General features: G+C 59.2%; 20 protein-coding genes and 2 pseudogenes. 19 read left to right on the top strand and 3 right to left on the bottom strand.

All coding sequences use genetic code 11. From position 1 onward, the window contains the following. The first annotated feature begins 14 nt into the window (after nt 1-14). From infB to HWX44_RS03165, 6 genes are all read left to right on the top strand, one after another. Nucleotides 15-2732 carry a translation initiation factor IF-2 gene (infB, locus tag HWX44_RS03190; protein WP_175973142.1) on the top strand — a complete coding sequence of 906 codons (2718 nt, stop codon included), beginning with the start codon at nt 15-17 and terminating at the stop codon, nt 2730-2732. Between the two features lie 150 nt (nt 2733-2882). After that, nucleotides 2883-3326: a 30S ribosome-binding factor RbfA gene (rbfA, locus tag HWX44_RS03185; RefSeq protein ID WP_175973141.1), complete on the top strand. Its 444-nt coding sequence runs from the start codon at nt 2883-2885 to the stop codon at nt 3324-3326. Next, a complete protein-coding gene (locus HWX44_RS03180; protein ID WP_070700531.1) occupies nt 3327-4289 on the top strand; it encodes a DHH family phosphoesterase in 963 nt (320 codons plus the stop codon). Continuing rightward, nucleotides 4290-5588, top strand: coding sequence for an MATE family efflux transporter (locus HWX44_RS03175; protein WP_175973139.1), 1299 nt, complete (start codon nt 4290-4292; stop codon nt 5586-5588). Nucleotides 5589-5632: 44 nt separating this feature from the next. Beyond that, nucleotides 5633-6454 carry a metallophosphoesterase family protein gene (locus HWX44_RS03170; protein ID WP_071409996.1) on the top strand — a complete coding sequence of 274 codons (822 nt, stop codon included), beginning with the start codon at nt 5633-5635 and terminating at the stop codon, nt 6452-6454. Next, the gene (locus HWX44_RS03165; RefSeq protein ID WP_046648085.1) at nt 6447-7121 is read left to right on the top strand and encodes a 4'-phosphopantetheinyl transferase family protein; all 675 of its coding nucleotides are present in this window, start codon (nt 6447-6449) and stop codon (nt 7119-7121) included. Before HWX44_RS03170 ends, HWX44_RS03165 begins: the two co-directional genes overlap by 8 nt. Nucleotides 7122-7130: 9 nt before the next feature. On the opposite strand, the gene truB is transcribed toward HWX44_RS03165, so the two are convergent. Further along, complete coding sequence (gene truB, locus HWX44_RS03160; protein WP_175973137.1) at nt 7131-8024, bottom strand: tRNA pseudouridine(55) synthase TruB; 894 nt, start codon at nt 8022-8024, stop codon at nt 7131-7133. Between the two features lie 37 nt (nt 8025-8061). On the opposite strand from truB, the pseudogene HWX44_RS03155 reads away from it, so the two are divergent. The 4 genes and pseudogenes from HWX44_RS03155 (at nt 8062) to HWX44_RS03140 (ending at nt 12718) form a co-directional block, all read left to right on the top strand. After that, a pseudogene (locus HWX44_RS03155) lies at nt 8062-9041 on the top strand (bifunctional riboflavin kinase/FAD synthetase). Next, on the top strand, nt 9042-9959 hold the full coding sequence (locus tag HWX44_RS03150; RefSeq protein ID WP_175973135.1) for a nucleoside hydrolase: 918 nt from the start codon (nt 9042-9044) through the stop codon (nt 9957-9959). Between the two features lie 78 nt (nt 9960-10037). Beyond that, on the top strand, nt 10038-10307 hold the full coding sequence (rpsO, locus tag HWX44_RS03145) for a 30S ribosomal protein S15 (protein ID WP_046648089.1): 270 nt from the start codon (nt 10038-10040) through the stop codon (nt 10305-10307). Nucleotides 10308-10447: 140 nt separating this feature from the next. Further along, nucleotides 10448-12718, top strand: coding sequence for a polyribonucleotide nucleotidyltransferase (locus HWX44_RS03140; protein WP_175973133.1), 2271 nt, complete (start codon nt 10448-10450; stop codon nt 12716-12718). Nucleotides 12719-12805: 87 nt separating this feature from the next. Here HWX44_RS03140 and HWX44_RS03135 read toward each other — a convergent pair whose 3' ends face one another. Then, nucleotides 12806-13474: an AMIN-like domain-containing (lipo)protein gene (locus HWX44_RS03135; protein ID WP_158396518.1), complete on the bottom strand. Its 669-nt coding sequence runs from the start codon at nt 13472-13474 to the stop codon at nt 12806-12808. 421 nt (nt 13475-13895) lie between these two features. Here HWX44_RS03135 and HWX44_RS03130 point away from each other — a divergent pair, with 421 nt between their 5' ends. The 3 genes from HWX44_RS03130 to HWX44_RS03120 are packed head-to-tail and all read left to right on the top strand — an operon-like array spanning nt 13896 to nt 15081. Then, the gene (locus HWX44_RS03130) at nt 13896-14372 is read left to right on the top strand and encodes a hypothetical protein (protein WP_070672192.1); all 477 of its coding nucleotides are present in this window, start codon (nt 13896-13898) and stop codon (nt 14370-14372) included. Continuing rightward, the gene (locus HWX44_RS03125; protein WP_141754606.1) at nt 14372-14689 is read left to right on the top strand and encodes a hypothetical protein; all 318 of its coding nucleotides are present in this window, start codon (nt 14372-14374) and stop codon (nt 14687-14689) included. The genes HWX44_RS03130 and HWX44_RS03125 overlap by 1 nt, the downstream gene beginning before the upstream one ends. Further along, entirely contained in the window at nt 14686-15081 is a 396-nt protein-coding gene (locus HWX44_RS03120; protein WP_042531285.1) for a hypothetical protein, read from the top strand. Before HWX44_RS03125 ends, HWX44_RS03120 begins: the two co-directional genes overlap by 4 nt. Nucleotides 15082-15943: 862 nt before the next feature. Here HWX44_RS03120 and HWX44_RS03115 read toward each other — a convergent pair. Continuing rightward, nucleotides 15944-17257 (bottom strand): annotated as a pseudogene (locus HWX44_RS03115) (ISL3 family transposase). A gap of 862 nt (nt 17258-18119) precedes the next feature. Here HWX44_RS03115 and dapB point away from each other — a divergent pair. From dapB to HWX44_RS03085, 6 genes are all read left to right on the top strand, one after another. After that, complete coding sequence (gene dapB, locus HWX44_RS03110; protein WP_049157587.1) at nt 18120-18866, top strand: 4-hydroxy-tetrahydrodipicolinate reductase; 747 nt, start codon at nt 18120-18122, stop codon at nt 18864-18866. Continuing rightward, nucleotides 18866-19615, top strand: coding sequence for an FAD-dependent thymidylate synthase (gene thyX / locus HWX44_RS03105; RefSeq protein WP_070754114.1), 750 nt, complete (start codon nt 18866-18868; stop codon nt 19613-19615). The genes dapB and thyX overlap by 1 nt, the downstream gene beginning before the upstream one ends. 70 nt (nt 19616-19685) lie before the next feature. Next, nucleotides 19686-20594, top strand: a complete 909-nt coding sequence (gene dapA / locus HWX44_RS03100; protein WP_175973131.1) for a 4-hydroxy-tetrahydrodipicolinate synthase — start codon at nt 19686-19688, stop codon at nt 20592-20594. A 2-nt stretch (nt 20595-20596) separates the two neighbouring features. Continuing rightward, nucleotides 20597-22669, top strand: a complete 2073-nt coding sequence (locus tag HWX44_RS03095) for a ribonuclease J (protein ID WP_175973129.1) — start codon at nt 20597-20599, stop codon at nt 22667-22669. 43 nt (nt 22670-22712) lie between these two features. Beyond that, entirely contained in the window at nt 22713-23351 is a 639-nt protein-coding gene (locus HWX44_RS03090) for a TIGR03085 family metal-binding protein (RefSeq protein WP_175973127.1), read from the top strand. A 77-nt stretch (nt 23352-23428) separates the two neighbouring features. Beyond that, on the top strand, nt 23429-26659 hold the full coding sequence (locus HWX44_RS03085) for a DNA translocase FtsK 4TM domain-containing protein (protein WP_175973125.1): 3231 nt from the start codon (nt 23429-23431) through the stop codon (nt 26657-26659). Nucleotides 26660-26681 lie beyond the last annotated feature (22 nt).

The raw sequence follows: 26681 nt of genomic DNA, 5'->3' as shown, positions 1-26681 counted from the left end.
TAAAGAGGAGACAAGTGCCCGGAAAGCTACGTGTACACGAGTTGGCAAAGCAGCTCGGCGTAACCAGCAAGGAACTACTCGCCACGCTGAAGGAACAAGGCGAGTTCGTCAAGACCGCATCCTCGACCATCGAACCGCCGGTGGTCAAGAAGATGCGCGCACATTATGAAGCTAAGGGTGGCAACGACAAGCCGGCGGAGAAAACCGCGCCGGCAGCCTCCCCGGCTTCTGCTGCCAAAAAGGCGGCAGAGAAGAAACCAGCAGAGAAGCAGCCGGCTACCGCCGCTAAGCCTGGTCCGAAGCCGGGGGCAGCGCCGAAGCCGGGTGCCGCTCCCAAGCCGGGCGGCGCCCCGAAGCCGGGAACTGCGCCTAAGCCGGGCGGTGCCCCGAAGCCGGGTGCACAGCGCAAGAATGCGGACAAGCCTGGCGAGCGCGCAGTTACACCGCGCTCCATGCCGAAGCCTGGTGGTACCCGTCGCGTCGCCAATAACCCGTTCTCTACGGGCGGCTCGAGCGATCGCCCCAGCCCCGGACCACGTCCGGGCGGCAGCAAGGGGCAGCGCTCCGCCGGCAAGCCTGGTGATAACCGCGGTGGCAAGGGCGGAGCACGCCCGCAGGGTGATGGCAATCGCAGCGGCGGACGCCGCCCATCGCCGGCCATGATGCCTTCGCACCCGAACCCGGCCAGCATGCCGTCGAAGGCCGCAGGCAGCGGCGGTGGCGGGCGCGGCCGCGGTGGTCGTGGCGGCGGACCGGGCCAGGGTGGCCCAGGCCACGGTGGTTTCCGTGGCGGACGCGGTGGTCGCCGTGGTGGTACCGCTGGTGCATTCGGTCGTCCTGGTGGCGCACCGCGTCGCGGCAAGAAGTCGAAGCGTCAGAAGCGCCACGAGTTTGAAGAGCAGCAGAAGCATGAGGTAGGCGGCGTACGCCTGCCTGACGGCGGCGGCAAGGTAGTTCGCCTGCGCCGCGGTGCTTCCCTGGCTGACTTTGCCGAGAAGATCGGTGCGGATCCCGCAGCATTGGTTCAGGCACTGTTCAACCTCGGCGAGATGGTGACGGCTACGGCCTCCGTATCCGAGGACACCCTGCAGCTTTTGGGCTCGGAGATTAACTACGAGGTCCAGGTCGTCTCGCCGGAGGACGAGGACCGCGAGCTGCTCGAGTCCTTCGACCTGCAGTTCGGTGAGGACGAGGGCGGCGAAGAAGCCCTTGAGAAGCGCCCGCCAGTCGTCACCGTGATGGGTCACGTTGACCACGGTAAGACCCGCCTTCTGGACACCATTCGTAAGACCAACGAAGGCGCGGGTGAGGCCGGTGGCATTACCCAGGGCATCGGTGCCTACCAGACCACGGTGAATCTCGAGGATGGCCCGCGTACCATCACCTTCCTGGATACACCGGGCCACGAGGCGTTTACCGCCATGCGTGCCCGTGGTGCCAAGTCCACTGACTTGGCCATCCTGGTGGTCGCCGCTGATGACGGCGTGATGCCGCAGACGATTGAGGCGATTAACCACGCGAAGGCAGCGGACATCCCAGTCGTTGTCGCGGTCAACAAGATTGATAAGCCGGAAGCTTCCCCGGATAAGATCCGTGGTCAGCTCACTGAGTACGGTCTGGTGCCGGAGGAATACGGCGGCGACACGATGTTCGTGGACATCTCCGCGAAGAACAACATCAACATCGACGAGTTGCTGGAGGCTGTCATCCTGACGGCGGACGCTGCACTCGAGCTCACCGCTAACCCGGATATGGATGCGCAGGGTTCTGCCATCGAGGCTCACCTCGACCGTGGCCGCGGTCCGGTGGCAACCGTCATCATTCAGCGCGGTACGCTGCGCATTGGTGATTCCATCGTGGTTGGCGATGCGCACGGACGTGTACGTCGTATGCTCGATGAGTTTGGCAACGACGTGGAAGAGGCCGGCCCGTCCCGCCCGGTCCAGGTGCAGGGCCTCAACGGCGTGCCTGGTGCCGGCGACAACCTCTTGGTTGTCGAAGATGACCGCGTCGCTCGACAGATTGCCGCGCAGCGTGATGCGCGTAAGCGTTCTGCTCTGCAGGCCAAGGCCCGCAAGCGCGTCTCCCTCGAGGATCTGGATGCAGTGCTCAAGGAAACTTCGACGCTCAACCTCATCCTCAAGGGCGACAATGCCGGTTCCGTCGAAGCTCTGGAAGATGCCCTGCTGGACATCGAGGTTGACGACGAGGTTCAGCTCAACATCATCGACCGTGGTGTCGGTGCTGTGACGCAGACCAACGTCAGCCTGGCTGCGGCTTCCGACGCCGTCATCATCGCCTTCAACGTTCGCGCTGAAGGCAAGGCGACGGAGGAAGCGAATGCCGAGGGCGTTGACATCCGCTACTACACCGTGATTTACCGCGCCATCGAAGAGGTTGAGGCAGCTCTCAAGGGCATGCTCAAGCCCATCTACGAGGAGCGGGATACCGGTGCGGCGGAGATCCGCGCGCTGTTCAAGTCCTCCGCCGTCGGCACCATTGCCGGTTGTATGGTCACCGAGGGCAAGGTCAAGCGCAACGGCAAGGTTCGCCTCGTACGCGACGGAAACGTCGTCGTCTCCGATGCCAAGATCGAGTCCCTGCGCCATGAGAAGGATGACGCTAACGAGATCAACGCCGGCTACGAGTGCGGTATGGTCCTGTCCTACCCGGACATCCAGGTAGGCGATATCATCCAGGCCTACGAGGAAGTCGAGGTCCCGCGCGACTAATCACATCTGAGCTCTCCGCTCACTAAGAGCGCTCAGATAAAAAGCCCAGCCAGGAAACATTCCTGGCTGGGCTTTAATCATTTCGGCCGAAAGGTGCAGAATCGGTATCCTAGACTAGTTGCCAGTACCCGTACGCAAAGGAGCTTCACCATGGTTGATCACGCACGCGCCGCGCGCATGGCAAAGCGCATTCAGACAATCGTTGCCAGCGCTATTGAACGCCAGATTAAGGATCGTCGCCTTGAGCTTGTGACTATCACGGATGCCCGCGTTACGGGTGACCTGCACGATGCCACCGTGTACTACACGGTGCGCGGCGCGGATATCGAATCCGAGCCGGATTACGATCAGGCTGCTGAGGCTCTCACGCGAGCTAAGGGGCAGTTGCGCAAGATCGTGGGCGACGAACTGTCGGTTCGCTTTACGCCGACGCTGTCCTTTGAGCTTGATACTGTCCCCGAGGCGTCCGCTCACCTGGAGGATGTGCTCGCCCGCGCCCGTGCCCGCGATGCGGAGCTGGCCAAGTTAAAGGAAGGCGCGCAGCCGGCTGGTGATGCGAATCCGTACAAGACCTCGGATAAGGAAGAGGACTAAGTGTCACGAACCAACTACGAAGCCGCAGTTGATGCGCTGGTGCAGGCCAGCAGTATTTGCATTATTACGCACTTGCGCCCAGACGCCGATGCTGTCGGTTCCGCGGCGGCCCTCACTTTGGCGCTGCGCCAGCGCGGGAAGCAGACCCGCACCGTGATCGGGCAGCGCCGCGATATTTCCGCCAACCTATTTTCCATTCCCACAGTGGACGAAATTGAGTTGGTGGATGAGCTTCCACAGGGCTATGACCTTTATGTCACTGTGGACTGTGGCTCGATAGAACGGACAGGTTCGGTAGCGCAGGGGCTCGAGAAAATGGCCGCTGTCGGCCGCGTCCTATGTATCGATCACCATGCCTCTAACGACGGCTTCGGCGCCATCAACGTGGTGGATCCAGTGTGTGAGTCCACCACGGTGGTTCTGCTCGATATCCTGGATAGGCTTTCCATCCAGATCGATCGCGTCATCGCGCACTGCTTGTACGCGGGCCTTGTCACCGATACCGGTAACTTCCGGTGGGGCCGCCCAGCCATGCACGACATCGCCGCGCGCCTCATGCTTTATGGGCTCGACACCAAGCAGATTGCGCTGGAGCTCATGGATTCCAGCACGGCCGATGACCTGCAGATGATCGGACGCGTGCTCTCAGGCCTCAGGATTGAGGAAGCAGGGGAGCACCGACTGGCTGTTCTCTACGTGCCGCATGAGGAAGTTGCGTCCCACGCCGATTCCGCGATTGAGTCTTTTGTCGATTATGTCCGCGCATTGAAGGGCACTGACATTGGAGTGGTCTTCAAGGAACAAGCCCCCAATGTGTGGGCTGTATCCTTGCGTTCCTCCGCGGTCAACTGCGCTGAAGTGGCCCTCACCTTCGGCGGCGGTGGGCATGTTCCGGCCGCTGGGTATACCGCGCACGGAACGCCCGAGGAGGTTATCGCGCAGCTGGTAGGTGCGTTGTCCTAAATGGCTTCCGCGCAACCAGTCAAGGTTTCTGCCGCGGAGGTTTTCCGCCTTGCTGTGCCCGCTTTGGGTGTTCTCGCGGCGATGCCGCTTTATTTGCTCCTAGATACCGCGGTGGTGGGCCGGCTTGGAGCTGAGGATTTGGCCTCGCTGGGGGCTGCGGCCACGCTACATTCCGTGGTCACGACCCAGCTGACCTTCTTGTCTTATGGCACGACCGCGCGAGCCTCTCGTTTATTCGGTGCAGGTAAGCGGGAAGAGGCCGTGGCTGAGGGCGTGCAAGCAACGTGGGTTGCCGTGGGCGTGGGGGTGGTGCTCGCTATCACCATGTGGCTCTTCGCCGGCGTCTTCGCGATGTGGTTGACTGGCAATCCAGATACGGCGCGCGGGACGGCGCAGTGGCTGCGTATCGCCGCCGTCGCGATTCCCTTTACCCTCATCAACATGGCTGGCAACGGCTGGATGCGCGGCGTGCAAAATACCCGCAAGCCCCTCTATTTCACCCTTGCAGGTATGGTTCCTGGCGCCATCGCGGTGCCTATTTTCGTGCACTTCTGGGGTCTGCCGGGCTCTGCTCTGGCCACAGTGCTGGGGATGGGGATCATCGCGGCGTTCTTCGTGGGGGAGCTGCGCCGCGAGCATACCGGCTCGTGGGAGGTTCGCTGGAGCGTTGTGCGTCGGCAGCTCGTGCTGGGGCGTGACCTCATCGTTCGTTCGTTGAGTTTCCAAGTGGCATTTTTGTCGGCGGCAGCGGTGGCCTCACGTATCGGAACGGCCCAGTTGGCTGCGCATCAAATCATGATGCAGATGTGGAACTTCCTGTCCCTCGTTCTGGATTCCCTCGCGATCGCTGCCCAAGCATTGACCGGCGCAGCGTTGGGGGCAGGGTCAGCGCGCTATGCCCGCACTGTAGGAACCAAGGTAACGCTCTACTCCACGTCCTTCTCCCTCGCGCTCGCAGCGGTACTCGGCCTCGGCGCCGGTGTCATCCCGCAGATTTTTACTACGAGCCCGGAGGTCCTCGAGGTCATTTCCGGCCCGTGGTGGGTTATGACTTTCCTCGTCATTATTGGCGGCGTCGTTTTCGCTCTAGACGGCGTTCTCCTGGGCGCTGGGGACGCAGCCTTCCTCCGCACACTCACCCTCGCGTCAGTGCTTCTAGGTTTCCTCCCCGGTGTCTGGTTGGCCCTGGTTTTCGGCACCGGCCTGACCGGGGTGTGGGGCGGAATCGCCGCGTTCATCCTCATCCGCATGGTGGGCGTGGTGTGGCGCTTCTACTCCATGCGGTGGGCGCAGGTCTAGCCCTGTGGTAAAAGTAGAGAGAATGTTTGTGTGAAGGAGGCGCTATGACCACTTTGTGGGCTGTCTCCGATCTCCACGCGGCGGTACGAGTCAACGGGGACCGCATCGACGAACTCGTTCCGCCGAACCCGAATGACTGGTTGATTGTGGCGGGCGACGTGGCCGAGCGCATTGACCTTGTCATCAACACCTTGGCCCGGCTGAAAAACCGCTACGCCACCGTGATCTGGGTGCCCGGCAACCACGAGCTCTTCTCCCGCGGCCAGGACGCGTATCAGGGACGTGAAAAATACGATCGGCTCGTGGAAGGCTGTCGGGAGATTGGCGTGGTTACCCCAGAAGACCCTTTCCCAGTTTTTGGAGGGGTTACTGTCGTACCGCTCTTTACGCTGTATGACTACAGTTTTCGTCCGCCGGGAACAACGGTAGAGCAGGCGCTCGCGAGCGCGAAGCAGAAGCAGATTATCATGACCGATGAATTTGCTATCGCCCCGTTCGTCGATGTGCGCGCGTGGTGCTGGGACCGCTTGGCGTATTCCATCAAACGCTTATCACGGGTTGAGGGCGAGACCGTCCTGATCAATCACTGGCCGCTGGTGCAGGAGCCAACCTTGTACCTGCGCTGGCCCGAGGTGGCGTTGTGGTGTGGAACCCGCCACACGCGTTCCTGGCCGCGGCGCTACAACGCCAAAGCGGTCATCTACGGTCACCTCCATATGCCCAACCGAGCCAACATTGATGGGGTAGACCACATTGAGGTGTCTCTGGGCTATCCGCGTGAGTGGCAAGCGCACGGGCATCTCCAGCCGTGGCCATATCCGGTGCTGAGTATCGATGAGAAGACAGGGAGGGCAGAGCATGCTTGAGCCTTCCCTCTTCCCGGAGTCAGCGCGCTATTGCTATGTGCGTACAGACGAGTCGATGACCGACCTGCTCAATTACAACCACCTATCCCCGGAAGAGCGCTCAGTGGTCTCGCAGGCCGTGGACGTGCGCAAGTCCGAATTTGGGGATGCACGCTGGTGTGCCCACCAAGCCTTGAAGGAGCTCAACTACACCGACAATGAGCCGATTCTGCGCGGCGAGCGAGGCATGCCGCTGTGGCCGGAGGGCTATACCGGATCGATGACGCACACCGAAGGCTTGCGTGCAGCGGTAGCAGCGCCGACCACCCATGTGCGCTCGATGGGGTTGGATGCCGAACCCGCGGAGCCTTTGCCGGAGCATGTGCTGACGATGATCGCTCGGCCGGGGGAGATGCCGCAGCTGGCTCAGTTACAAGCGGCGGGTATTTCCTGCCCGGATCGCCTGTTGTTCTGTGCTAAGGAGGCCACGTACAAGACGTGGTTCCCCATGACCCGGCGGTGGCTTGATTTTGACCAAGCGGAAATTGACCTGCGCTTGGACGGAACGCTGGTCTCTTATCTCTTGGCACGGCCAACTCCAGTGCCGTTTATTACTGGGCACTGGATCATCCGGGATGGCTATGTCATCGTTTCTGCTGCCGTTCCGGCGCTCAACTTTGACAGGTAAACTGGGTCATTAAAGCGTCGAGGGCCGCGCGACGAAAACCGTGGCTAAGCGCTTTCCTTTTTCCTTGATCAAGGCGATCGAGCGTCCCTGCGGATCGACGGCCGCGTACGTGCCTTTCAACCCACGCGGCTCTAGCCACTTGCCCATAGCCAGGGCCTGGGCCTCGTCATCGGTGACTTCTAAAACCGGATAGCTGCGAGCGAGAGCCTCATCGAGGCTGAGGGACAGGGTCGGAGAGTCCTCGAGAGTAGAGAAGGGGAGGGCGTCGTCAAGCGTGAAAGGGCCCACCTCAGTGCGGCGCAAGGCGGTGAGATGCCCGCCGACGCCGAGGGCCTCACCCAGATCCCGAGCCAGCGAGCGGATGTAGGTTCCCGAAGAACACGCGACCGACACGTCCAAATCAATGAACTCGCCGCAGCGCCGCGTATCGAGGATATCGAAGCGACTGACCGTCACTGGGCGCGCGGGGATCTCAACTTCTTCGCCTGCCCGCACCCTTTCGTGCGCGCGTTTGCCATCGATCTTGATAGCGGAGACCGCTGCCGGCCGCTGCAGAATATCGCCGGTCAGCGCAGCAATTTCCTGCGAAATGGCAGAATCCTTCACAGCGGTTGCCGGTTTGCCCCACGTAGCTTCACCTTCCGCATCGTCGGTGTGGGTAGCCATGCCCAGTCGAATCGTCGCGTCGTAGGCCTTGGTGGAGGCCACCATGTGCGCGAGGAACTTGGTGCCACGTTCGAGCCCCACAACGAGCACTCCCGTGGCCATCGGATCAAGCGTGCCCGCGTGGCCCACCTTGCGGGTGTGGAAGAAGCGGCGGAGTTTTCCCACGACGTCGTGCGAGGTCATGCCGGCGGGTTTGTCGACGACCACGAGGCCGGAACGTTCGAGCGGATCAGTCATGCCCTGCAGTCTAGGGCACCGGCCGCAGTGGGATAGCATGGTGCCCGTGGATATTTGGTACGGAATCGATAGCATCCCCGCTGACCTCGGTCCGACGTCGGTGACAATTGGCGTCTTCGACGGCCTGCACCGCGGCCATCAGCAGCTCGTGACGAAGGCCGTCGAGCACGCGCGCAATAATGACCAGCGCGCCGTCATGGTGACCTTCGATCCGCACCCTGTTTCCGTCTTCTTGCCGGAGCGCGCGCCGCTCTCCGTGATTACTTTTGAACGCCGCATGCAACTGGCGGAAGACATGGGCATCGAGGCCGTGCTCGTCATCGACTTCACCGAAGAACTACGGGGCGTTGAGCCACGCGAGTACGTGACGGACCTCCTTGTGGGGCGCTTGCACGCAGAACACGTCGTGGTGGGGGAGAACTTCACCTTCGGCGCAGGCGCGTCCGGCACCGCGGAGGCGCTAGCGAAATTCGGTACCGAGTTCGGGTTCGACGTTGGCATTGTGCCTTTGCTTGACGACGACGGCGAGCGCATCTGCTCCACCAACATCCGCGCCGCTCTTGCCAAGGGCGATATCGCGCGCGCCAATTGGCGCTGGGACGCCACTTTACGGTGACCGGTCCCGTTGTGCGTGGCGCAGGGCGGGGTGGAAAGGAGCTTGGTTTCCCGACCGCCAACCAGTATTTCCCGGAATCCGTCGCCATTCCAGCCGATGGCGTCTACGCGGGCTGGTTCGTGGTCGAGCCCACCGGCGCCCCTTTGGAAGGAGACATGGAGCCCGGCGTTCCTTATCCGGCCGCTGTCTCGGTGGGCACGAACCCCACCTTCGGCGACGAGGAGCGCTCTGTGGAGTCCTTCGTGTTGGACCGCGATGCCGACCTTTACGGCCACGAAGCCACCGTGCATTTCGTTGACCACGTGCGTGACATGGAGAAATTCAATTCCGTGGAGGAACTCCTGACAGCTATGGAACGTGATGTTGCTCGAATTCGTGAGATTCTGGCACGCGAGGCCTAAATGAAGATCATCCTCGACCTCGACACTGGAATCGATGACGCCCTTGCTCTTGCCTATGCCGTTGCACACCCCGACCTCGAGTTGATCGGGGTCACGGGTACCTATGGCAACGTCCCGGTGGCCTTGGGGGTGCGCAACTCGCTGGCGTTGCTCGAGCTTCTCGACGCCGAAGATGTCCCCGTCTTCACCGGCCCGACGCGGACGGGCTTTAGCGTTGCCCCCATTTCAGCTTTCATCCATGGCCGCAATGGCCTTGGGGAAGTACTTCTGCCTCCTCCGCGCCGCAAAGCACACGAGGATGCAGTGGGCTTTCTGATCCGTTCGGTCCGTGAGCATGGTGAGGATTTGGTCATCGTGCCGACGGGACCGTCGACAAGCATTGCAGCCGCCATGCGCAAAGACCCGGACTTCGCCCGCAACGCCCGCATCGTCATGATGGGCGGCGCCCTGACCGTGCCCGGGAACGTCACGCCCTATGCCGAGGCCAACGTCTTCCAAGATCCCCAAGCCACGGACTATGTATTCCGCCATGCTCACGACCTCACGATGGTGGGGCTCGATGTCACGCTGCGCACGTTGCTCACCAGGGAGCACACGCAACAGTGGCGAGGAACGCGGACGGGCCAGATCTACGCGGACATCGTGGACTATTACATTCGCGCCTATAAGACGACCTCTCCGCACCTTGGCGGTTGCGGGCTCCACGACCCTTTAGCGGTAGCTGTGGCTGCCGATCCCTCGCTGGTCACCTGCCTCGACCTCAATCTGCGGTGTGAGGATAGTGGCCGCACGATCGGTGACCCGGAACGCTTGGGTAACCCCACCACCCGTGTGGCCGTTGCGGTGGATGACGCGCGCTTTGTTGATGATTTGATGTCGAAGCTCGGCAGCCTCTATACTTCTACTTCGGCTTGCTGACTGCGGTCCACAGTAGTCACGGGCAGCGCCTCACGGCGCATCATTTCATGTGGACTGAAATACAATAGGAGATTTTCCATGGCTTTGAGCACCGAGAAGAAGGCTGAAATCCTCAAGGAGTACGGCCTGCACGAGACCGACACCGGCTCCCCGGAGGCACAGGTTGCCCTGCTGACCACCCGCATCAACAACCTGACCGAGCACCTCAAGGATCACAAGCACGATCACCACTCCCGCCGTGGTCTGCTGCTCATGGTTGGTCGCCGTCGTGGCCTGCTGAAGTACCTGGCCGCTAACGACGTTGACCGTTACCGCGACCTGATTTCTCGCCTGGGTCTGCGCCGCTAAGCGCTTAACTTTTCAACCCCCGCACCTGTGTGCGGGGGTTTTCTTATCTCATCTGCTAAAATCCTTGGACGTTGTCAGAAAACATCGAAGAAGAGGCGGCACCGAAGATCGCCATGACAGCTCCAAGGAGAGTTACATCCATGAGCGCTAAGAACGCTAAAAAGCAACCGAACAATTCCGTCGAGTTTCTTATCGACGACGATTACGGCATCACCGAGGCCATCGCCACCCTGGACAACGGCGATTTCGGCACTCGCACCATCCGTTTTGAGACAGGCCAGCTGGCTCGCCAGGCCGGTGGCTCCGTGACTACTTACCTGGACGAGGACACCATGCTGCTGTCCACGACCACCGCTTCTAACCAGCCGCGCGAAGGCTTCGACTTCTTCCCGCTGACTGTGGACGTCGAGGAGCGCATGTATGCCGCGGGTAAAATCCCGGGTTCCTTCTTCCGCCGCGAGGGGCGCCCCTCTACTGAAGCTATCCTGGCGTGCCGCCTCATTGACCGCCCGCTGCGCCCGACCTTTGTCAAGGGCCTGCGCAACGAGGTTCAGGTTGTCGTCACGGTTCTCTCCATGGACCCGGAAGAGTACTACGACGTGGTTGCCATCAATGGCGCTTCTGCTTCTACCCAGCTCTCCGGCCTGCCGGTCTCCGGTCCTGTGGGAGGTGTGCGCATGGCACTCATTGCTGATGACAAGCACCCGAAGGGCCAGTGGGTAGCCTTCCCGAATAACGAGCAGCATGAGCGCGCCCTGTTTGAGATGGTCGTTGCCGGCCGCATTGTCAAGAAGGGCAACAAGGACGATGTCGCCATCATGATGGTGGAGGCCGGCGCTGGTGTGAACGTAGCCGAACGCATCAAGGAAGGCGCCCCGGCACCCCAGGAATCCACCGTGGCCGAGGGCTTGGAAGCTGCCAAGCCCTTCATTAAGACGCTGTGTGAGGCTCAGGCAGGTTTGGCTGAGCGCGCCGCGAAGGAGACCCAAGAGTTCCCGCTCTTCCCGGCCTACAGCGAGGATGTATACGAGGCAGTGGAGAAGGCAGCCTCCAAGAAGCTGCAGAAGCTGCTCACCATCCCGGGTAAGCAAGACCGTGATGATGCAACGAACGAGTACATGGAGCAGATTGAAGCCGATCTCCTTGACGAGTTCGATGACCTTGAGGAGGCGGATGCCTCCAAGCAGATCCGTAACGCCTTCAACGCTGTGATGAAGGATATCGTCCGTAACAAGATCCTCACTGAAGGCTTCCGCATTGATGGTCGTGGTGTTACTGACCTGCGTGACCTCGGCGTGGAGGTGGATCTCATCCCGCGTGCCCACGGCTCCTCCCTATTTGAGCGTGGCGAGACTCAGATCCTAGGTGTCACCACCCTGGACATGCTCAAGATGGAGCAGCAGATTGACTCCCTGACCCCGGTGGAGTCCAAGCGCTACATGCACCACTACAACTTCCCGCCATACTCCACGGGTGAGACCGGCCGCGTGGGTTCCCCGAAGCGCCGCGAGATTGGTCATGGTGCGCTGGCTGAGCGTGCTTTGCTGCCGGTTATCCCGTCCCGTGAGGACTTCCCGTACGCTATCCGCCAGGTCTCCGAGGCTCTGGGTTCCAACGGTTCAACTTCCATGGGTTCGGTGTGTGCCTCCACCTTGTCCCTGTACAACGCAGGTGTTCCGCTCAAGGCTCCGGTGGCGGGCATCGCCATGGGCCTTGTCTCCGGTGAGGTTAAAGGTAAGGAGAAGTTCGTTGCGCTGACCGATATCCTCGGCGCCGAGGACGCTTTCGGCGACATGGACTTTAAGGTCGCAGGTACCTCCGAATTCATCACCGCTCTGCAGCTGGACACCAAGCTGGATGGCATTCCTTCGCACGTGCTTGCCGACGCCCTCGAGCAGGCCCGCGATGCCCGCTCCGCCATCCTCGAAACCATGGCTGAGGTTATCGAGGGCCCGGACGAGATGTCCGGCCTTGCCCCGCGCATCACCTCTGTGACCATCCCGGTTAACAAGATTGGTGAGCTCATCGGCCCGAAGGGCAAGACCATCAACACCATCACCGAGGAAACCGGCGCTGACGTCTCCATTGAGGAAGACGGCACCGTCTATGTCTCCGCTGCCACCGGCGAGGCTGCTGAGGCTGCCATCGAGCGCGTCAACAGCATTGCCAATCCGCAGCTACCCAAGGTCGGCGAGCGTTTCCTCGGCACCGTGGTGAAGACCGTGGCCTTCGGCGCCTTCGTATCCCTGACCCCGGGCCGCGACGGCTTGGTGCACATCTCGAAGCTGGGCGGCGATGAGCGTATCGAAAAGGTCGAAGACGTGGTCAACGTCGGCGACAAGATCCAGGTCGAAATCGCGGACATCGATAACCGCGGCAAGATTTCCCTGGTCCCGGTTGAGGAAGACTAATTCCCAAACCTCATAAGCCAGAGCCCCGCTCTCCAGCTCGTTCATGGGCTGCGATGGCGGGGCTCTTAGCTTGTTGGGTGCTAGCTGCTAGTCCTGGAAATCAAGTACAAGTCGTTTGGGGTCCTCGAGAAATGTCACCGAGTACGGAGTCCTCTTCTGCAGACCAATGATGAATTGCGATTGTGACTCAAATGAGCTGGTGTAGACGACCTCACTCACGACTCCAGTTCCAGGAGTAGTTCCCTGCTGAATATGCCGTTCCTCGAGCTCAGGCGTAGATGGCCAAGGAGTTCCCTCGATTCCGACGTCGAGAAAAGCATTTCCTTCTGCCTCAACGGGGTAACCGGAGGCCTGCTGAGTTGGGCTGTCTGTGTAGGTGGTAAACCAGCCCGGTTCGCCGTTTCCCTCGAGATCAATAACTACGCGGGTAAAGCCATTGTGAGCCCCCACACGCACCGTAGTTGGCGTGAGATCTCCAAGCCGTTCGGGCATGTGATGCCGATTATCCAGGGCTGCTGTACCCATGCCCGCAAACTGTGCTGCAGTCATCGCCTCCGAGCTGCTTTGCGCGCCCGAGTCCTCTGAGGCCATTTCTTCACTGGCTGGTGCTTCAGCAACTCGCGGGCTGGATTCAACCGAACTAAAAGCAGGTGAATTTGTGGAGTGCGAACCTCCCTCAGAGCATGCGGTGATGGTCAACGCACATCCGGCAATGATGACCCCGAAGACGGTGGTCGGTGCAATAGAGCGAGTCATATTTTCCCTTCAGCTGTGACAGCAGGATCCAGCTTCCTAGACCATCATAACGAGCAGCAACACGTGGGCATCACTGCGTAACCCCGCTGGACCCCGAGGGGCATTCTCAGGCCATCTAGCCTCCCTAACTCTTAAAAGTTCCGCTCAGTTCCAAAAACTGCGCCGACTTTTTACCATTAGGGAGGCTTTTCTTTATCTCCCTCCGGCCCCGGCTCCCGCGACCCTTCGTCGTTTGATTCGACGGCTTGGGGTTGTGCGGGGTGAGTTTTGGGTTCATCGTTTGTTTCGACGGCGCGGGGCTTATCCGTGTGTTCATCCTTCTTAGTTATGCGTACCGAACGGAGGTTCTATGGATTTGAGAGGACTTTCCATCTACTGTCATGAGTGAAGTGCATTCCCAACGCTAAGAAAGGTAAAGAATATGGTTAAAAAGTCTGCAAGAAAAGTTCGTTTGGCATTGGTTTGTGGTGCTGTCTTGGCTCTTGCCGCCCCCAGTAGCGCGTTTGCTCAGGATGCAGAAGCGACCTTGGATGGTGATACGGTTCCTGCTGCAGACAGTGAATCGGGATTTGAGTTGTCTTCCGGAGAAACCAAGACTGTAGACCTGTCGGATGCCAAGGAGAAACAGTCAGCGGAAATCCATGTGGAAGGTGAGCCGACTATAAGCTTCTATGATGCATCAAACACTGCCCCTGCGTGTGTGTCTGCTGAGCATCATCAAGCTGAGATCAAAATTCGGAATAATTGCCCTACACCTGTTCGGGTGAAAGTCATCATGACGGGTTGGGTGGGTTCTCAGGATATTGAGTGCACAGGGGTTGCCCCGGGCGCTGAAGAAACCGTTTCCAAGTTGAAGGTTCCAGGTATTACTCGCATCGATCGAGTGGAGAATTGCTAATGAAGAAATTACGTGCTTTGGCGCTTACACTCGCTCTTCCTTCTGCAGTGTTTGCTCAAACGCAAGTCGCGCAAGCAGCGGGTGTTGTTAAAAATGAACTAGGCATGATCACCATGAAATGCCAGGTAGTGGAGAATGCCCCCGGCAATCCTATTGTGGGCTTTGTCATAGGTAATCATCCAACAGATCCTAATGCTGCCAAATCCGATGCAAATTTGTATGAAAGCAAGTTTAACAATGCCCATAAGAGGCATTGCTATCCTCAGCGGAAGTACCGTCCGTCGGGTGCCTATGACACGAGTTGGAACCCTAAATGATGTCCAGCGAAATTACCCTGACAAAGACCTATTTCCTTGCGAGAGAAGAGGATTTGCCTCGGTTTTATCAGCGCTATCTTGAACGAGTGGAGCGCGTGAAACAGTTCACGACCGTCTATCTGGTCGCTGATGTGGAGATTGATGAGTCGGATTCCGTTGTGAAAAAGAACTTGCTCCATGATCTCCAGGCTCAGAGTGATGAACCGGTTAACGAGGATGAATGGAATATGTATAGCTATTCCACCGCATTAGGGACGATCGACGAGCCTATTGAGCCTGGGGCGGCTGTGTCACGTTTGTGGGAGGACATGCTTTTGACCGACGATGAGGAGTGGCCTCGGTCTTTTATCAGCTCTGTTGATTTCGCGTCGTTTATGTCACGGCCGAAGTAACGGACTGGAAGCCGTTCGGTGCAGGTGGTGAAGTTTTGTCGAGGGAGTCACGCTTAACGTGACTCCCTGAGCTATTGTTCTCTATTTTTGTGAAGCTAACCCGTTAAGAACATTTGTTCCATCTTTCCAGAGAGTGTGTCTCCCTCCTGTTATATAATCAATAGTGCTTCGCGGGTTGAGCTAAGCAGTGATCTAGGACTCGACATCCTAGGTACCTTAGCAATAGCAGTGTTATACCTGATTGCTCTTTGGATTATTGAAAGTGTAGGTCAGCCTTTTTCAAAGAAGTTTCTTGTTCGCATAAATAAAGAAAAGGAGCAGAGAATGGGTCATAACAATCGCAGTCGCATTATCGCGTCAATTGAAAATATAGGTACTGGAGCAATCGGTAGCTCACTGCTCATGCTGAACTCGTGAAGCAAAGGTTAGAAGCCCTAGAACCGTTTATACGAATCTAGGGCTTCTTTGTCGTTTTAGAAATTTCGTGCGAGATCTTCCGGGTTATGATTGCGAAGCCTTCATGACCTGATGTCCAACGAGCCGTAGGCGAGGCGGGAGAAGGATACTCGTCATGCTCCTTCAAAGCGCGTGATAATCTGTCGTTTCGTTGGCGCATTAGGGTTTGCACACTCTAATGCGACCATTACTACATGGTGAAGATTATTCATGTTTCAGACCAGAGGTTACGACCGTTTCGTACGGCCAAGCAATTTGAGTTAACTGAGCGAGATCGGTTCCTCTTGACTGTTTGGTTGCGTTTGAAGCTATGGCGCGCGACCACGTTGCCAGGCTGTGGGGAATTTACGATTCGGGAGCTTGTAAGCGTCTTCGATTGCTCCGGGACAAAGGGGCCCTTCCGGTTTTAGAGTGCGTTGATTTTGTCTTGTAGTTGTCCGGAGTGGATCAGGCTCCGCAAGATGTAGTGGTTGAGGTTTTTGAATCCTAGGGCGATGCCGCGTAGGTGTTCGAGTCTGCCGTTGATTGCCTCGACGGGGCCGTTGGAGGCACCGATATCGAAGTAGGCGAGCACGTCTTTGCGTCGACGCTATAGGGTGCGTCCTAGTTGGGCGAGCTCTTCTAGGCCTTGTGGTAATCCTTTACGTAGGGTGTGGATGATGCGTTTCATGAGCTTTTTGCCTTCCGTTTTCTTCGGATGCGCGTACGCTGCGATCATGTCTTGGTAGAGCAGCCACGTTACTTCTAGGGCTACGTAGTCGTCATCGGTGGCCCACAGCATTTCTAAGCGTTGCTTTTGCCGCTCGGTGAGATAGTTCGTCCTGGTCAACAGGGTGCGCCGGTGCTTGTACAGTGGGTCATCTTTGCGTCCGCGGCGCCCGGTGGTCTCACGTTGGAGTCGCTGTCGGCAACTGGTGAGCTTGTCGGCTGCTAGATGCACTACATGGAAAGGGTCCATGACTTTGTCTGCTTGTGGTAGTTGCTCTTCGACTGCGGTGGCATATCCGGTGAACCCATCCATGGTCACCACCTGTATCTGCTCCCGGAAGCTGGGGTCGCGCTCTTTAAGCCACCCGCTGAGCACGTCGGCGGACCTGCCTGGTCGCATGTCTAACAAACGTGCAGGCCCACGCCCGTCCACCAGCGGGGTGAGGTCAACAAGTATGGTCACCAGGTTTGATGCCTGGCCTGGTTTTCTGGTGTGTTTCCAGACATGTTCATCGACTCCAAGGACGCGAACTCCGTCTAGGTGGTGAGGGTCGCCGTAGACAAGCTGGCGGCAGGCATCCAGTGCGACCTGGTTGACCAGGTCCCAGCCCACGCCGAGTGCTTTGGCGGTAGCTGACACACTCATCCGATCAATAGCAAGGCGCTGCAAGATCCAGCGGGTGACCCGGTGGGTGAGCTTGGCGCCGTCATCAGCGCAAGCCAGAGATTCTTGGAAGATCTTCCTTTTACATGAGGTGGCTGTGCACTGGAATCTAGGGACTTTTATGTGCAGCCTGGTGGGGAATCCGACGACAGGAAGATCAACGAGTCGACGGGTGGTGTGGTCGCGCAGCTTGCCTGGCTGTCCGCAGTCCGGGCACACGCCGATAACGGCTACGGGCGTGGCCTCAATGATGGTCAGCGGTCCGGCATCGGCAGCACCGGTGATGGCAAGTCCGATTTCCGCGGTACGGCAAATGGTGTCGGCAACGAGGTTTCCAGTAGGCTTCACAGTACGGGTCCCTGGTGGGTTTAGATGGTTGTGTAGGAACTTTCATCTTCACACCAGGGACCCCTATATGTTGTGGTGACCCGCTGAACCCATCGTGTTCTACTTCACCCCGCTACGCACTCCAAAACCGGAAGAGCCGACAAAGGGTTCATTGACGATAAAAGCGTTTTCACGGGCTTCCCCAGCATTCTCACCATCACCAGCAAAGGCTGCAGGCACAGTAGATGGACGCACATTACTGATAAAGGAAATGTTGTCGGGGATTTCAAGCCTCCTCGCTTTAGCGCGGGTGGAACCCTGGCACACACGCTTTTGGTTATGGATTCAGCTCTATCCTGGTCAATTTATGCGCACACGGTCGTAAGCGAGCGAGTGATAAAGGCCCAGGACCGGTAAGCATCTCAGTAAAGGAAACCACCACCCGGTAGATGCTATCGATAGGTAAAAGGCGGATGCTAGGTGCTGTTAATATCCGGATTTTTTTATCCCTACCGGACTGAAGCGTCCTGATGCTAAAGAAGGCGTCCGGCAGGATGGTGGTGCTCATTGGCGTATCCCCCGAAAAAATAGTGTTAGAAGAAGTGTTCTACAACTAATCCTAGTGCCGGCACAAACCAAGGTCTATAGCCTGCGGGGATAAACTTCACAAACCAAGAAGCATGGGGGTGTTGAGTAATGCTTTAGGTTGTGTGTTCGACTCTTGCCGAGCTGGGGGTATAGGTTTTACTCATACACAACAACGGGGGTAGGTGAATGGTGCGGGCGAGGGGAGTTAGCGCCGCGTGCCCGTTCTGAGCCCTGGATGTCGACAGGGATAGACTGGTCGTGGCTAACAGAACGAACATAGATGAAGGGATTGTGAATGACTATCAAGGTGGGTGTCCTCGGCGCTAAGGGCCGCGTGGGACAAGCAATCGTGGAGGGCGTCAACGCTGCAGAGGATCTGGAGCTTGTTGCTGAAATCGATCGCGATACTCCGCTTGAGAAGCTAGTCGAAGCTGGCGCGCAGGTAGCCGTTGACTTCACCCAGCCTGCTTCCGTTATGGGCAACCTTGAATTCTGTACTCAGCATGGCATTCACGCCGTCGTGGGGACCACGGGCTTCGACGCCGAGCGTCTGGCGCAAGTGGAGGAATGGACAAAGGGAGACGGTGCGGGCCACGTGTTGATCGCTCCGAACTTTGCTATTTCGGCTGTGCTGACCATGGTCTTCGCGGCACAAGCTGCAAAATTCTTCGACAGCGCTGAGGTGGTTGAGTATCACCACCCGAACAAGCTCGATGCGCCGTCCGGCACCGCGGTTCATACCGCACAGGGCATTGCGAAGGCTCGCAAAGAGGCTGGATTGGATGCAATGCCGGACAAGACCGAGCAGTCCCTCGACGGAGCGCGCGGCGCGGATGTTGACAGCGTCCATGTTCACGCAGTCCGCATGCAAGGAATGGTGGCGCATGAAGAAGTTATCTTCGGTACCCAGGGCCAGTCGCTGACGATCCGTCAAGATTCTTATGACCGTTCCTCTTTCACTCCAGGCGTGCTCATGGGTGTGCGGGAAATTGAGTCTCATCCAGGGCTGACCGTGGGCCTGGAAAAGTACTTGGAGCTGTAATGGCTAAGGTCACTGAGCTTGATGTCCAGCTCATCGCGGCCACTTCTTTCCACGCGCCGCAGGGAGTGGACTGGGAGGTGGACGGGGAGGCGTCGGAAAGCGAGGCTCTTGTCGAGTTCGCTGGGCGAGCTTGTTACGAGTCCTTCGATAAGCCGAACCCACGAACTGCTTCGAACCAGGCTTATCTGCATCACATCCTCGAGGTTGGGCATGATGCGCTGCTCGAGCACGCAACCGCGACGCTGTATATCCGTGGCTTGTCGCGTTCGGCAACACACGAGCTAGTTCGGCACCGACATTTCTCTTTTTCGCAACTCTCGCAGCGCTTTGTTCATTCTGAAGAGGCTGAAGTGGTGCTGCCGAAACTCATTGCGGAGGATGAACAACTTACCCGATTGACTCTGCAGGCAGCCGATGATGCGCGTTTCGTCTACGAAGAGCTTCTCGATGCTCTTGAATCGAAGCTCGAGCAGGAACCGAATGCATTGCTGCGCAAGAAGCAGGCACGCCAGGCCGCCCGTGCAGTGCTACCCAACCTGACGGAGTCTCGCATCGTCGTGACCGGCAACTACCGGGCGTGGCGTCACTTTATCGGCGCGCGGGCGACGGAACAGGCGGATACGGAGATGCGGCAGCTAGCGGTGGCATGTCTGAAGCTGTTGAGGAAGCAATCGCCGGTGCTTTTCGACGATTTCAATATCACCACCCTGAGCGATGGCACCGAAATGGCGTCGAGTCCTTACGCCTAAGGAGAAATTTAAGACTCGCGCAACGCCCCGATTCAGCTAATAAGGTGCAAAGCGGGTAATCTTGACGCCTATGAGCACAGGTATGACAGCACAGACAGGCGTCGACACTTTCGGACGCGTGGGCGTAGCGATGGTCACCCCGTTTGACCAGGACGGTGCGCTGGACGTGTCTGCAGGGCGTCGCCTAGCAGCTCATCTTGTTGATAACGGCGTCGACTCGCTCATCCTCTCGGGTACTACGGGTGAGTCACCTACGACGTCGTTGGATGAAAAGCTGGAGCTGTTTGCGGCTGTGAAGGAAGAGGTAGGGGACCGAGCCGCCCTCTGTGCTGGTGCGGGAACCAACAACACCGCTACCAGCATCGAGGCGGCACGCGCCTTTGCTGATGCAGGTGCGGATAGCCTTTTGGTTGTTACCCCGTATTACTCCAAGCCTTCCCAGGCTGGTGTGTACGCGCACTTTACTGCTGTGGCTGACGCCGTGGACCTCCCAATTTGTCTGTACGACATTCCTGGCCGCTCGGGCATTCCGATTGAGACGGAGACCCTTCTTCGTCTCGCGGACGTGCCGAACATCCAGGCCGTCAAGGACGCTAAGGGCGACCTTGTTGCGGCCGCACCGCTTATCCAGGAGACCGGTTTGGCATGGTACTCCGGAGATGATGGCCTTAACCTGCCCTGGCTTGCCCTTGGTGCTTCAGGTGTCATTTCCGTGATTGGTCACCTCGCTCCGCGCGCCCTGGCTGATCTCTACGTGGCCTTCGATGAAGGCGATATTGCACGTGCACGAGAGATTAACGCGAAAACTTTAACCCCGCTCATCCAGGCGCAAGGCCGTCTGGGCGGAGTAACTCTTGTTAAAGCTGCCCTGCGTCTGCAGGGTATTGAAGTAGGGGACCCTCGCCTTCCGGTATCCGCGGCTGACGCGGAGGAGGTTGAGGCTCTCCGCCACGATTTGGAGAAGGCTGGAGTCCTTTAAGAATGACTGAATCCCGTAACCGCTCCCGCAAGGTAACCCGCAAGGCGGGCCCGCCTGCGGAGACTGAGACCGCCTCGAATGAGGCGGCTTCGCCGGTTTTCCAAGCACCGAATGAATCGGCTGCATCCGGCAATAATTCGAACGAGTCTAATAACTCGAATAACTCGAATTCTGAGGACGGCAACCGTCGTTCCCGTTCTCGTGGTTCCCGTGGCGGCCGTGGTCGCGGTCGCGGCGGCAACAACAACCACAACAACGGTGGCCGCAACAACAATCGCAACCGTAATAACAACCGTGGCCGCCGCAACGTTCCCAAGTCCATGCAGGGCGCGGATCTGACGAAGCGTCTGCCGGAGCCGCCGAAGCAGCAGAAGGATTCGCTGCGTATTTATGCCCTGGGCGGTATTTCTGAGATCGGTCGTAACATGACCGTCTTCGAGTACCAGGACGAGATGCTCATCATCGACTGTGGCGTGCTCTTCCCGTCCTCCGGTGAGCCTGGCGTTGACCTGATCCTGCCGGACTTTGGCCCGATCGAGAAGAAGATTCACAAGGTCAAGGCTCTCGTTGTAACCCACGCTCACGAGGACCACATTGGTGCCATCCCGTGGCTGCTGAAGCTGCGCCCGGATATTCCAATTGTGGCTTCGCGCTTCACTATCGCGCTGATCGCGGCCAAGTGTAAGGAGCACCGTCAGAAACCTAAGTTTGTAGAGGTCAACGAGAAGTCCGATGTGAACTACGGTCCGTTCCGCTGCCGCTTCTGGGCAGTGAATCACTCCGTTCCAGATGCACTCGGCGTCATGCTGGGCACCCCGGCCGGCAACATCATCCACACCGGTGACATCAAGCTGGACCAGACCCCGCTGGACAACCGTCCGACGGATCTGCCGGCCTTGTCGCGCTACGGTGATGAGGGCGTGGACCTCATGCTGTGTGATTCGACCAACGCCAACATTCCAGGTGTCTCTGCCTCTGAGGGCGATATTCCGGCAACCTTCAAGCGCCTCGTGGCTGGTGCCAAGCAGCGCGTAATCATCGCCACCTTTGCATCGAACGTTTACCGCGTGCAGGCGGCTATCGACGCCGCCGTAGCAGCCGGCCGAAAGGTTGCCTTCAACGGCCGCTCCATGATGCGCAACATGGAAATCGCGGAGAAGATGGGCTTCCTCAAGGTCCCGCGCGGTACCATTATCCCGATCGATGAGGCAGCCAAGATGGCTCCGCATAAGGTGCTGCTCATTACCACCGGTACCCAGGGTGAGCCGATGGCGGCGCTGTCCCGCATGGCCCGCCGCGAGCACCGCCAGATCACGGTTCGCGATGGTGACCTCATCATTTTCTCCTCCTCCCTGATTCCAGGCAATGAGGAGGCTGTGTTCGGCGTTATCAACATGCTTTCCCAGATTGGCGCTGAGGTCATCACCAACAAAGAAGCTAAGGTTCACGCCTCCGGCCACGGCTACGGCGGAGAGCTGCTGTTCCTGTACAACGCCGCCCGCCCGAAGAACGCCATGCCCGTGCACGGCGAGTGGCGCCACCTGCGCGCGAACAAGGAATTGGCTATCTCCACTGGTGTGGCACGGGACCGCGTGGTCTTGACCCAGAACGGCGTCGTCGTCGATCTGCGCAATGGTCGCGCCGAGGTTGTCGGCCAGATCCCGGTGGGCAACCTCTACGTCGATGGCGTGTCGATGGGTGATGTCGATGCCGATACTCTTGCAGATCGCACCAACTTGGGCGCGGGTGGTGTCGTTTCCATCACCTGTGTCATCGACAACCGCACCTCCCGTCTGCTCGAGCATCCGACGGTGTCCACGACGGGCTTCTCCGACGATGACCGCGGTATCGTGCCCGAGGTAGCTGAGATGGTGGAAAACACCATGAATGACCTCGCCGCCGAGGGGGAGAACGATACCTACCGCATGGTGCAGAAGCTGCGCCGCAAGGTCTCGAAGCTCATGGATTCCAAGTACAAGCGCGAGCCGGTCATTCTGCCGACCATCGTGCCGACGAACTCGGATGTCCTGATGCCTGACGACGATGAAGTCCACGCTTCCCGTGAATCACTCTAACGTCTAGGTAGACAGCGCCCCAGCGTTCCTACCGACCGTAGGTATGCTGGGGCGCATGTCGTTTTCTTCAGCAGAGCGCACCAAGATGGTGGCGTTATTCCATGAACTTGGCCCTGATGCCCCAACGTTGTGCGAAGGGTGGACGGCCCGCGACCTCGTGTCGCACCTCTGGATCCGCGAAAACCGGCCCGACGTCGTCATCAGTTCTTTTGTTCCAGCGCTGACTTCCCATGCGGACAGCATCATGGAGGAAGTCCGTGCGCGAGATTTTGAGGAACTGGTGGATGACTGGGGTAGGGGATTGGGAAAGCTCAACCCTATGCGCTACGTGGATTCAGTGCTCAACACCGCAGAGCATTTTGTGCACCACGAAGACCTACGCCGGGCCAATGGGCACAGCGAACCGCGTGATTTCTCGCTAGCGGTGCAGAAGGAGTTGCTCGCACCGCTAAAGTTTCTCGGGTTAAGGCTGTTGGCGCACTCTCGCCTTCCGGTAGTGCTGGAGCCGGCTGGGTTTGCGCCACTCGTCGCGGCGGATAAACATCGTGTGGCAGCGAAGGGGGACAACGTGGTGCGGGTCCGTGGGGCAGTTTCCGAGTTGCTCCTATGGGCGTTCGGTCGCGAGGCGGCTCGCGTTGAGATTGACGGGGATTCATCCGCCGTCGTTAGGTCAAGTCTGTAGGCTGAACTGGCTAAAATCTTCAGTGCACGCGTGTGGCGCATGTTGTTAATGGTGCATTTGCTACTAAAGTGGCAGGCATGTCTGTCAAGAACGCTCCGTCTCGCGCCTCCGGCCGAGGTCGCACCGCCAATCGGTCGCGGCCATCGGGCCGCACAAGCTATTCGCTGACCTCCGCAACCCGCGCTGCCGAGACCTCCGAAGAGAGGACCGGCAGCGCCTTTCGCGCCGTTGGCCGCGGACTGGGAACCGTTTTTGGCGCTACCGCCCGAGGCGTGGGAAGCATGGCGCGAGGGGTCGGGCACGGCCTTGCCGGTCTCAAGCCGGTAGATACGGGGAGTCGAGATGACGACCTCTATGACTCCGCCTACGATGCTGCTCATGACGAGGGTGCCTACGATGATTACGACGAGTTAAGGGAGCCAGGGGAAATTTCTGGACGCGCGAAGAACAAGAAAAAGAGCAACAAAGTCGATAGCGCTGTTCCGGCAAAGAGCAAGGTAACGCGAGCGCGCGACGTCGACAGTGAGATGCCGACGACGGTCATGGAGCGTCCAGCTCACACTGAGAAGAGCATCCGCGTCTCCAATCCAGATGCGGTCGCTCTTGTGCTTATCGGCGTGGCCATCGTCCTTGCTTGCGCCACGTGGTTCCAGGTGGCCGGCATTATCGGTGAGTACCTCACCAACGCTGTGCGCTATGTGATTGGCGCGGGCGTCTATGTTCTTCCCGTCGCGCTGGTCGCCGTCGCCATTGCGCTCATGATGGATCTGTCCGGTCCAGCTGGCCATTTCAAGCCACGCGTGGTGGGCGGCACGGCCCTCATCGTGGTGTGCATGCTCAGCCTCATTCACATCTTTGCAGGTCTTCCGAAGCTGACCTGGAATAACAATGCCGCCGGGGAGGCTGGCGGTGCTATCGGCTATGCAATAGGTGAACTGTTGGTAGCGGCTTTCTCTAGCTACGTCGCGGTGCCTTTGCTTTTCTTGCTCATTGTGTATGGGGCACTCAATATCACGGGCATCACCCTGCGTGAAGCATATGATTTTGTGGCCGCGCAATGTGCGGCGCTCGTCGGCGGCCTGCGTGACAGGAAGAATCGTTCAGATCAGGAGCTGCTTGACGACGCCCCCGCGGACGACTACGACTACGTCAGTGATGACATCGACGCCATCGCCGAAGGCCGCGAGCGTCCCGCGCGCCCGGCATATACTCCGCGCCCGCGCCCGAAGCAGACCCCGAAGCAGCCCCCAAGGCAGCTACCGGATGAGAACGCCACGGTGTCCTTTGACTCCGCGGCGCAGCCTGCAAACCAGGAGCCGGTGCAGCACGGCCGCCCGAGCTTTGATAGCCGCGCGGATGATACCGACGAGTTCCCCGTCGTACCGGATCCTGAGCCAGCCCCGCAGCCAACTCCGCAACCGGAGCAGAAAGTCGAACCAAAGCCAGAGCCCAAGCCAACACCGATGAAGCGTCCGCGCGTGGACGTCGGCGGTGCTGCCGGTGCGGCACTGGGCGCGGCGGCTGCGGGGGCGTCGGCAAGCGCAGCGTCGGCTGGCTCAGTGGGAGAAGACGTGGTCTCCGCCGCGCATTCCGAGGCAGTGCGGATGTTCCAGGAACGCTCCGGACGTGATGCACGAACGGGCGCCAAGGTTGAGGACGAGGCTCAGAGCGTAGCCGAAGAAACGCCCGCAGCTCCGAGTGGTGCGGAAGACACTGCCCTGGGCGGCGGCTACGATGTGCCGACGACGGACCTGCTCACCGCCGGCAAACCTGCGAAGGCACGCACGGAGGCTAACGATCGCATCATCGAGGCCATCACCGAGGTCTTCGAGGAGTTCAAGGTCGATGCACAAGTCACCGGCTTTAGTCGCGGACCGACAGTGACGCGATACGAAATCGAGCTGGGCCCAGGCGTTAAGGTTTCAAAGATTACGAACCTGCAGTCCAACCTGGCCTACGCCGTCGCGACGGATAACCTGCGCCTGCTCACCCCGATTCCGGGCAAGTCCGCAGTTGGCATTGAGGTGCCCAATGCGGACCGAGAGATGGTGCGTCTGCGCGACGTCCTGGATTCCCCGGCACTGCGTGCCGACCATGACCCCATGCTTATCGGTTTGGGCAAGGACATCGAGGGGCAGTACACCTCATTCTCCGTGAAGAAGATGCCGCACCTGCTCGTGGCCGGCGCAACCGGTTCGGGTAAATCGGCGTTCGTGAACTCCATGCTGGTCTCGCTGTTGACCCGCGCGACTCCGGAAGACGTCCGCCTCATCCTCGTCGACCCGAAGATGGTGGAGCTCACCCCGTACGAAGGTATCCCGCACCTCATCACCCCCATCATCACGCAGCCGAAGAAGGCCGCGGCAGCCCTGCAATGGCTGGTGGAAGAGATGGAGCAGCGCTACATGGACATGCAGGCTGCCCGCGTGCGCAAGATCGAGGACTTCAACCGGAAGGTCCGCAGTGGCGAATACCAGGCTCCTGCCGGCTCCCAGCGGGAGATGCGCCCGTACCCGTACATCGTGTGCGTCGTGGACGAGCTCGCGGACCTCATGATGACGGCGCCGAAGGAAATTGAGGATTCCATCGTTCGCATTACTCAAAAGGCACGTGCGGCCGGTATCCACTTGGTGCTGGCAACGCAGCGACCGTCCGTGGACGTGGTGACCGGTCTTATTAAGACCAACGTTCCTTCTCGTCTGGCTTTTGCGACGTCCTCGCTTACGGACTCTCGAGTCATCCTGGATCAGGGTGGAGCCGAGAAGCTCATCGGTATGGGCGATGGCCTCTTCATCCCGCAGGGCGGCCGCCCGGTGCGTATGCAGGGTGCGTTCGTCTCCGACGAGGAGGTGCAGGCGGTTGTCGACGCCGCGAAGGCACAGGGCTCGCCGAACTACACGGAAGGCGTGACGGACGATAAGGCCTCGGAGGCGAAGAAGGAGATCGACGAGGAGATCGGCAAGGATATGGACGATCTCTTGGAGGCCGTCGACCTTGTGGTCACCTCCCAGCTGGGCTCGACGTCGATGCTCCAGCGCAAGCTGCGCATCGGCTTTGCCAAGGCCGGTCGACTCATGGACCTCATGGAGTCGCGCGGTGTGGTCGGTCCTTCCGAAGGCTCCAAGGCTCGTGAGGTATTGGTCAAGCCGGAGGAGCTCGACACCATCATCTGGATGATCAAGGGCGCTGACCCAGCAGAGGCCCCGAAGGAAGTCCAAGACGCTGAAGGTGCTGGCGGGAGCGAGGATGGATCTGCCGATTCCCGCACCGTTGAAATTTCCGCTAACCCCTCCACTGGCGCGTTCTAAGTTCCGTGTAGGATAGGACGAG

It is taken from the genome of Corynebacterium sp. Marseille-Q2823, assembly GCF_903645345.1.
Taxonomy (GTDB): domain Bacteria; phylum Actinomycetota; class Actinomycetes; order Mycobacteriales; family Mycobacteriaceae; genus Corynebacterium; species Corynebacterium hiratae.
The sequence above is the reverse complement of the archived record's forward strand: the minus strand, read 5'-3'. Positions and strand labels throughout refer to the sequence as shown.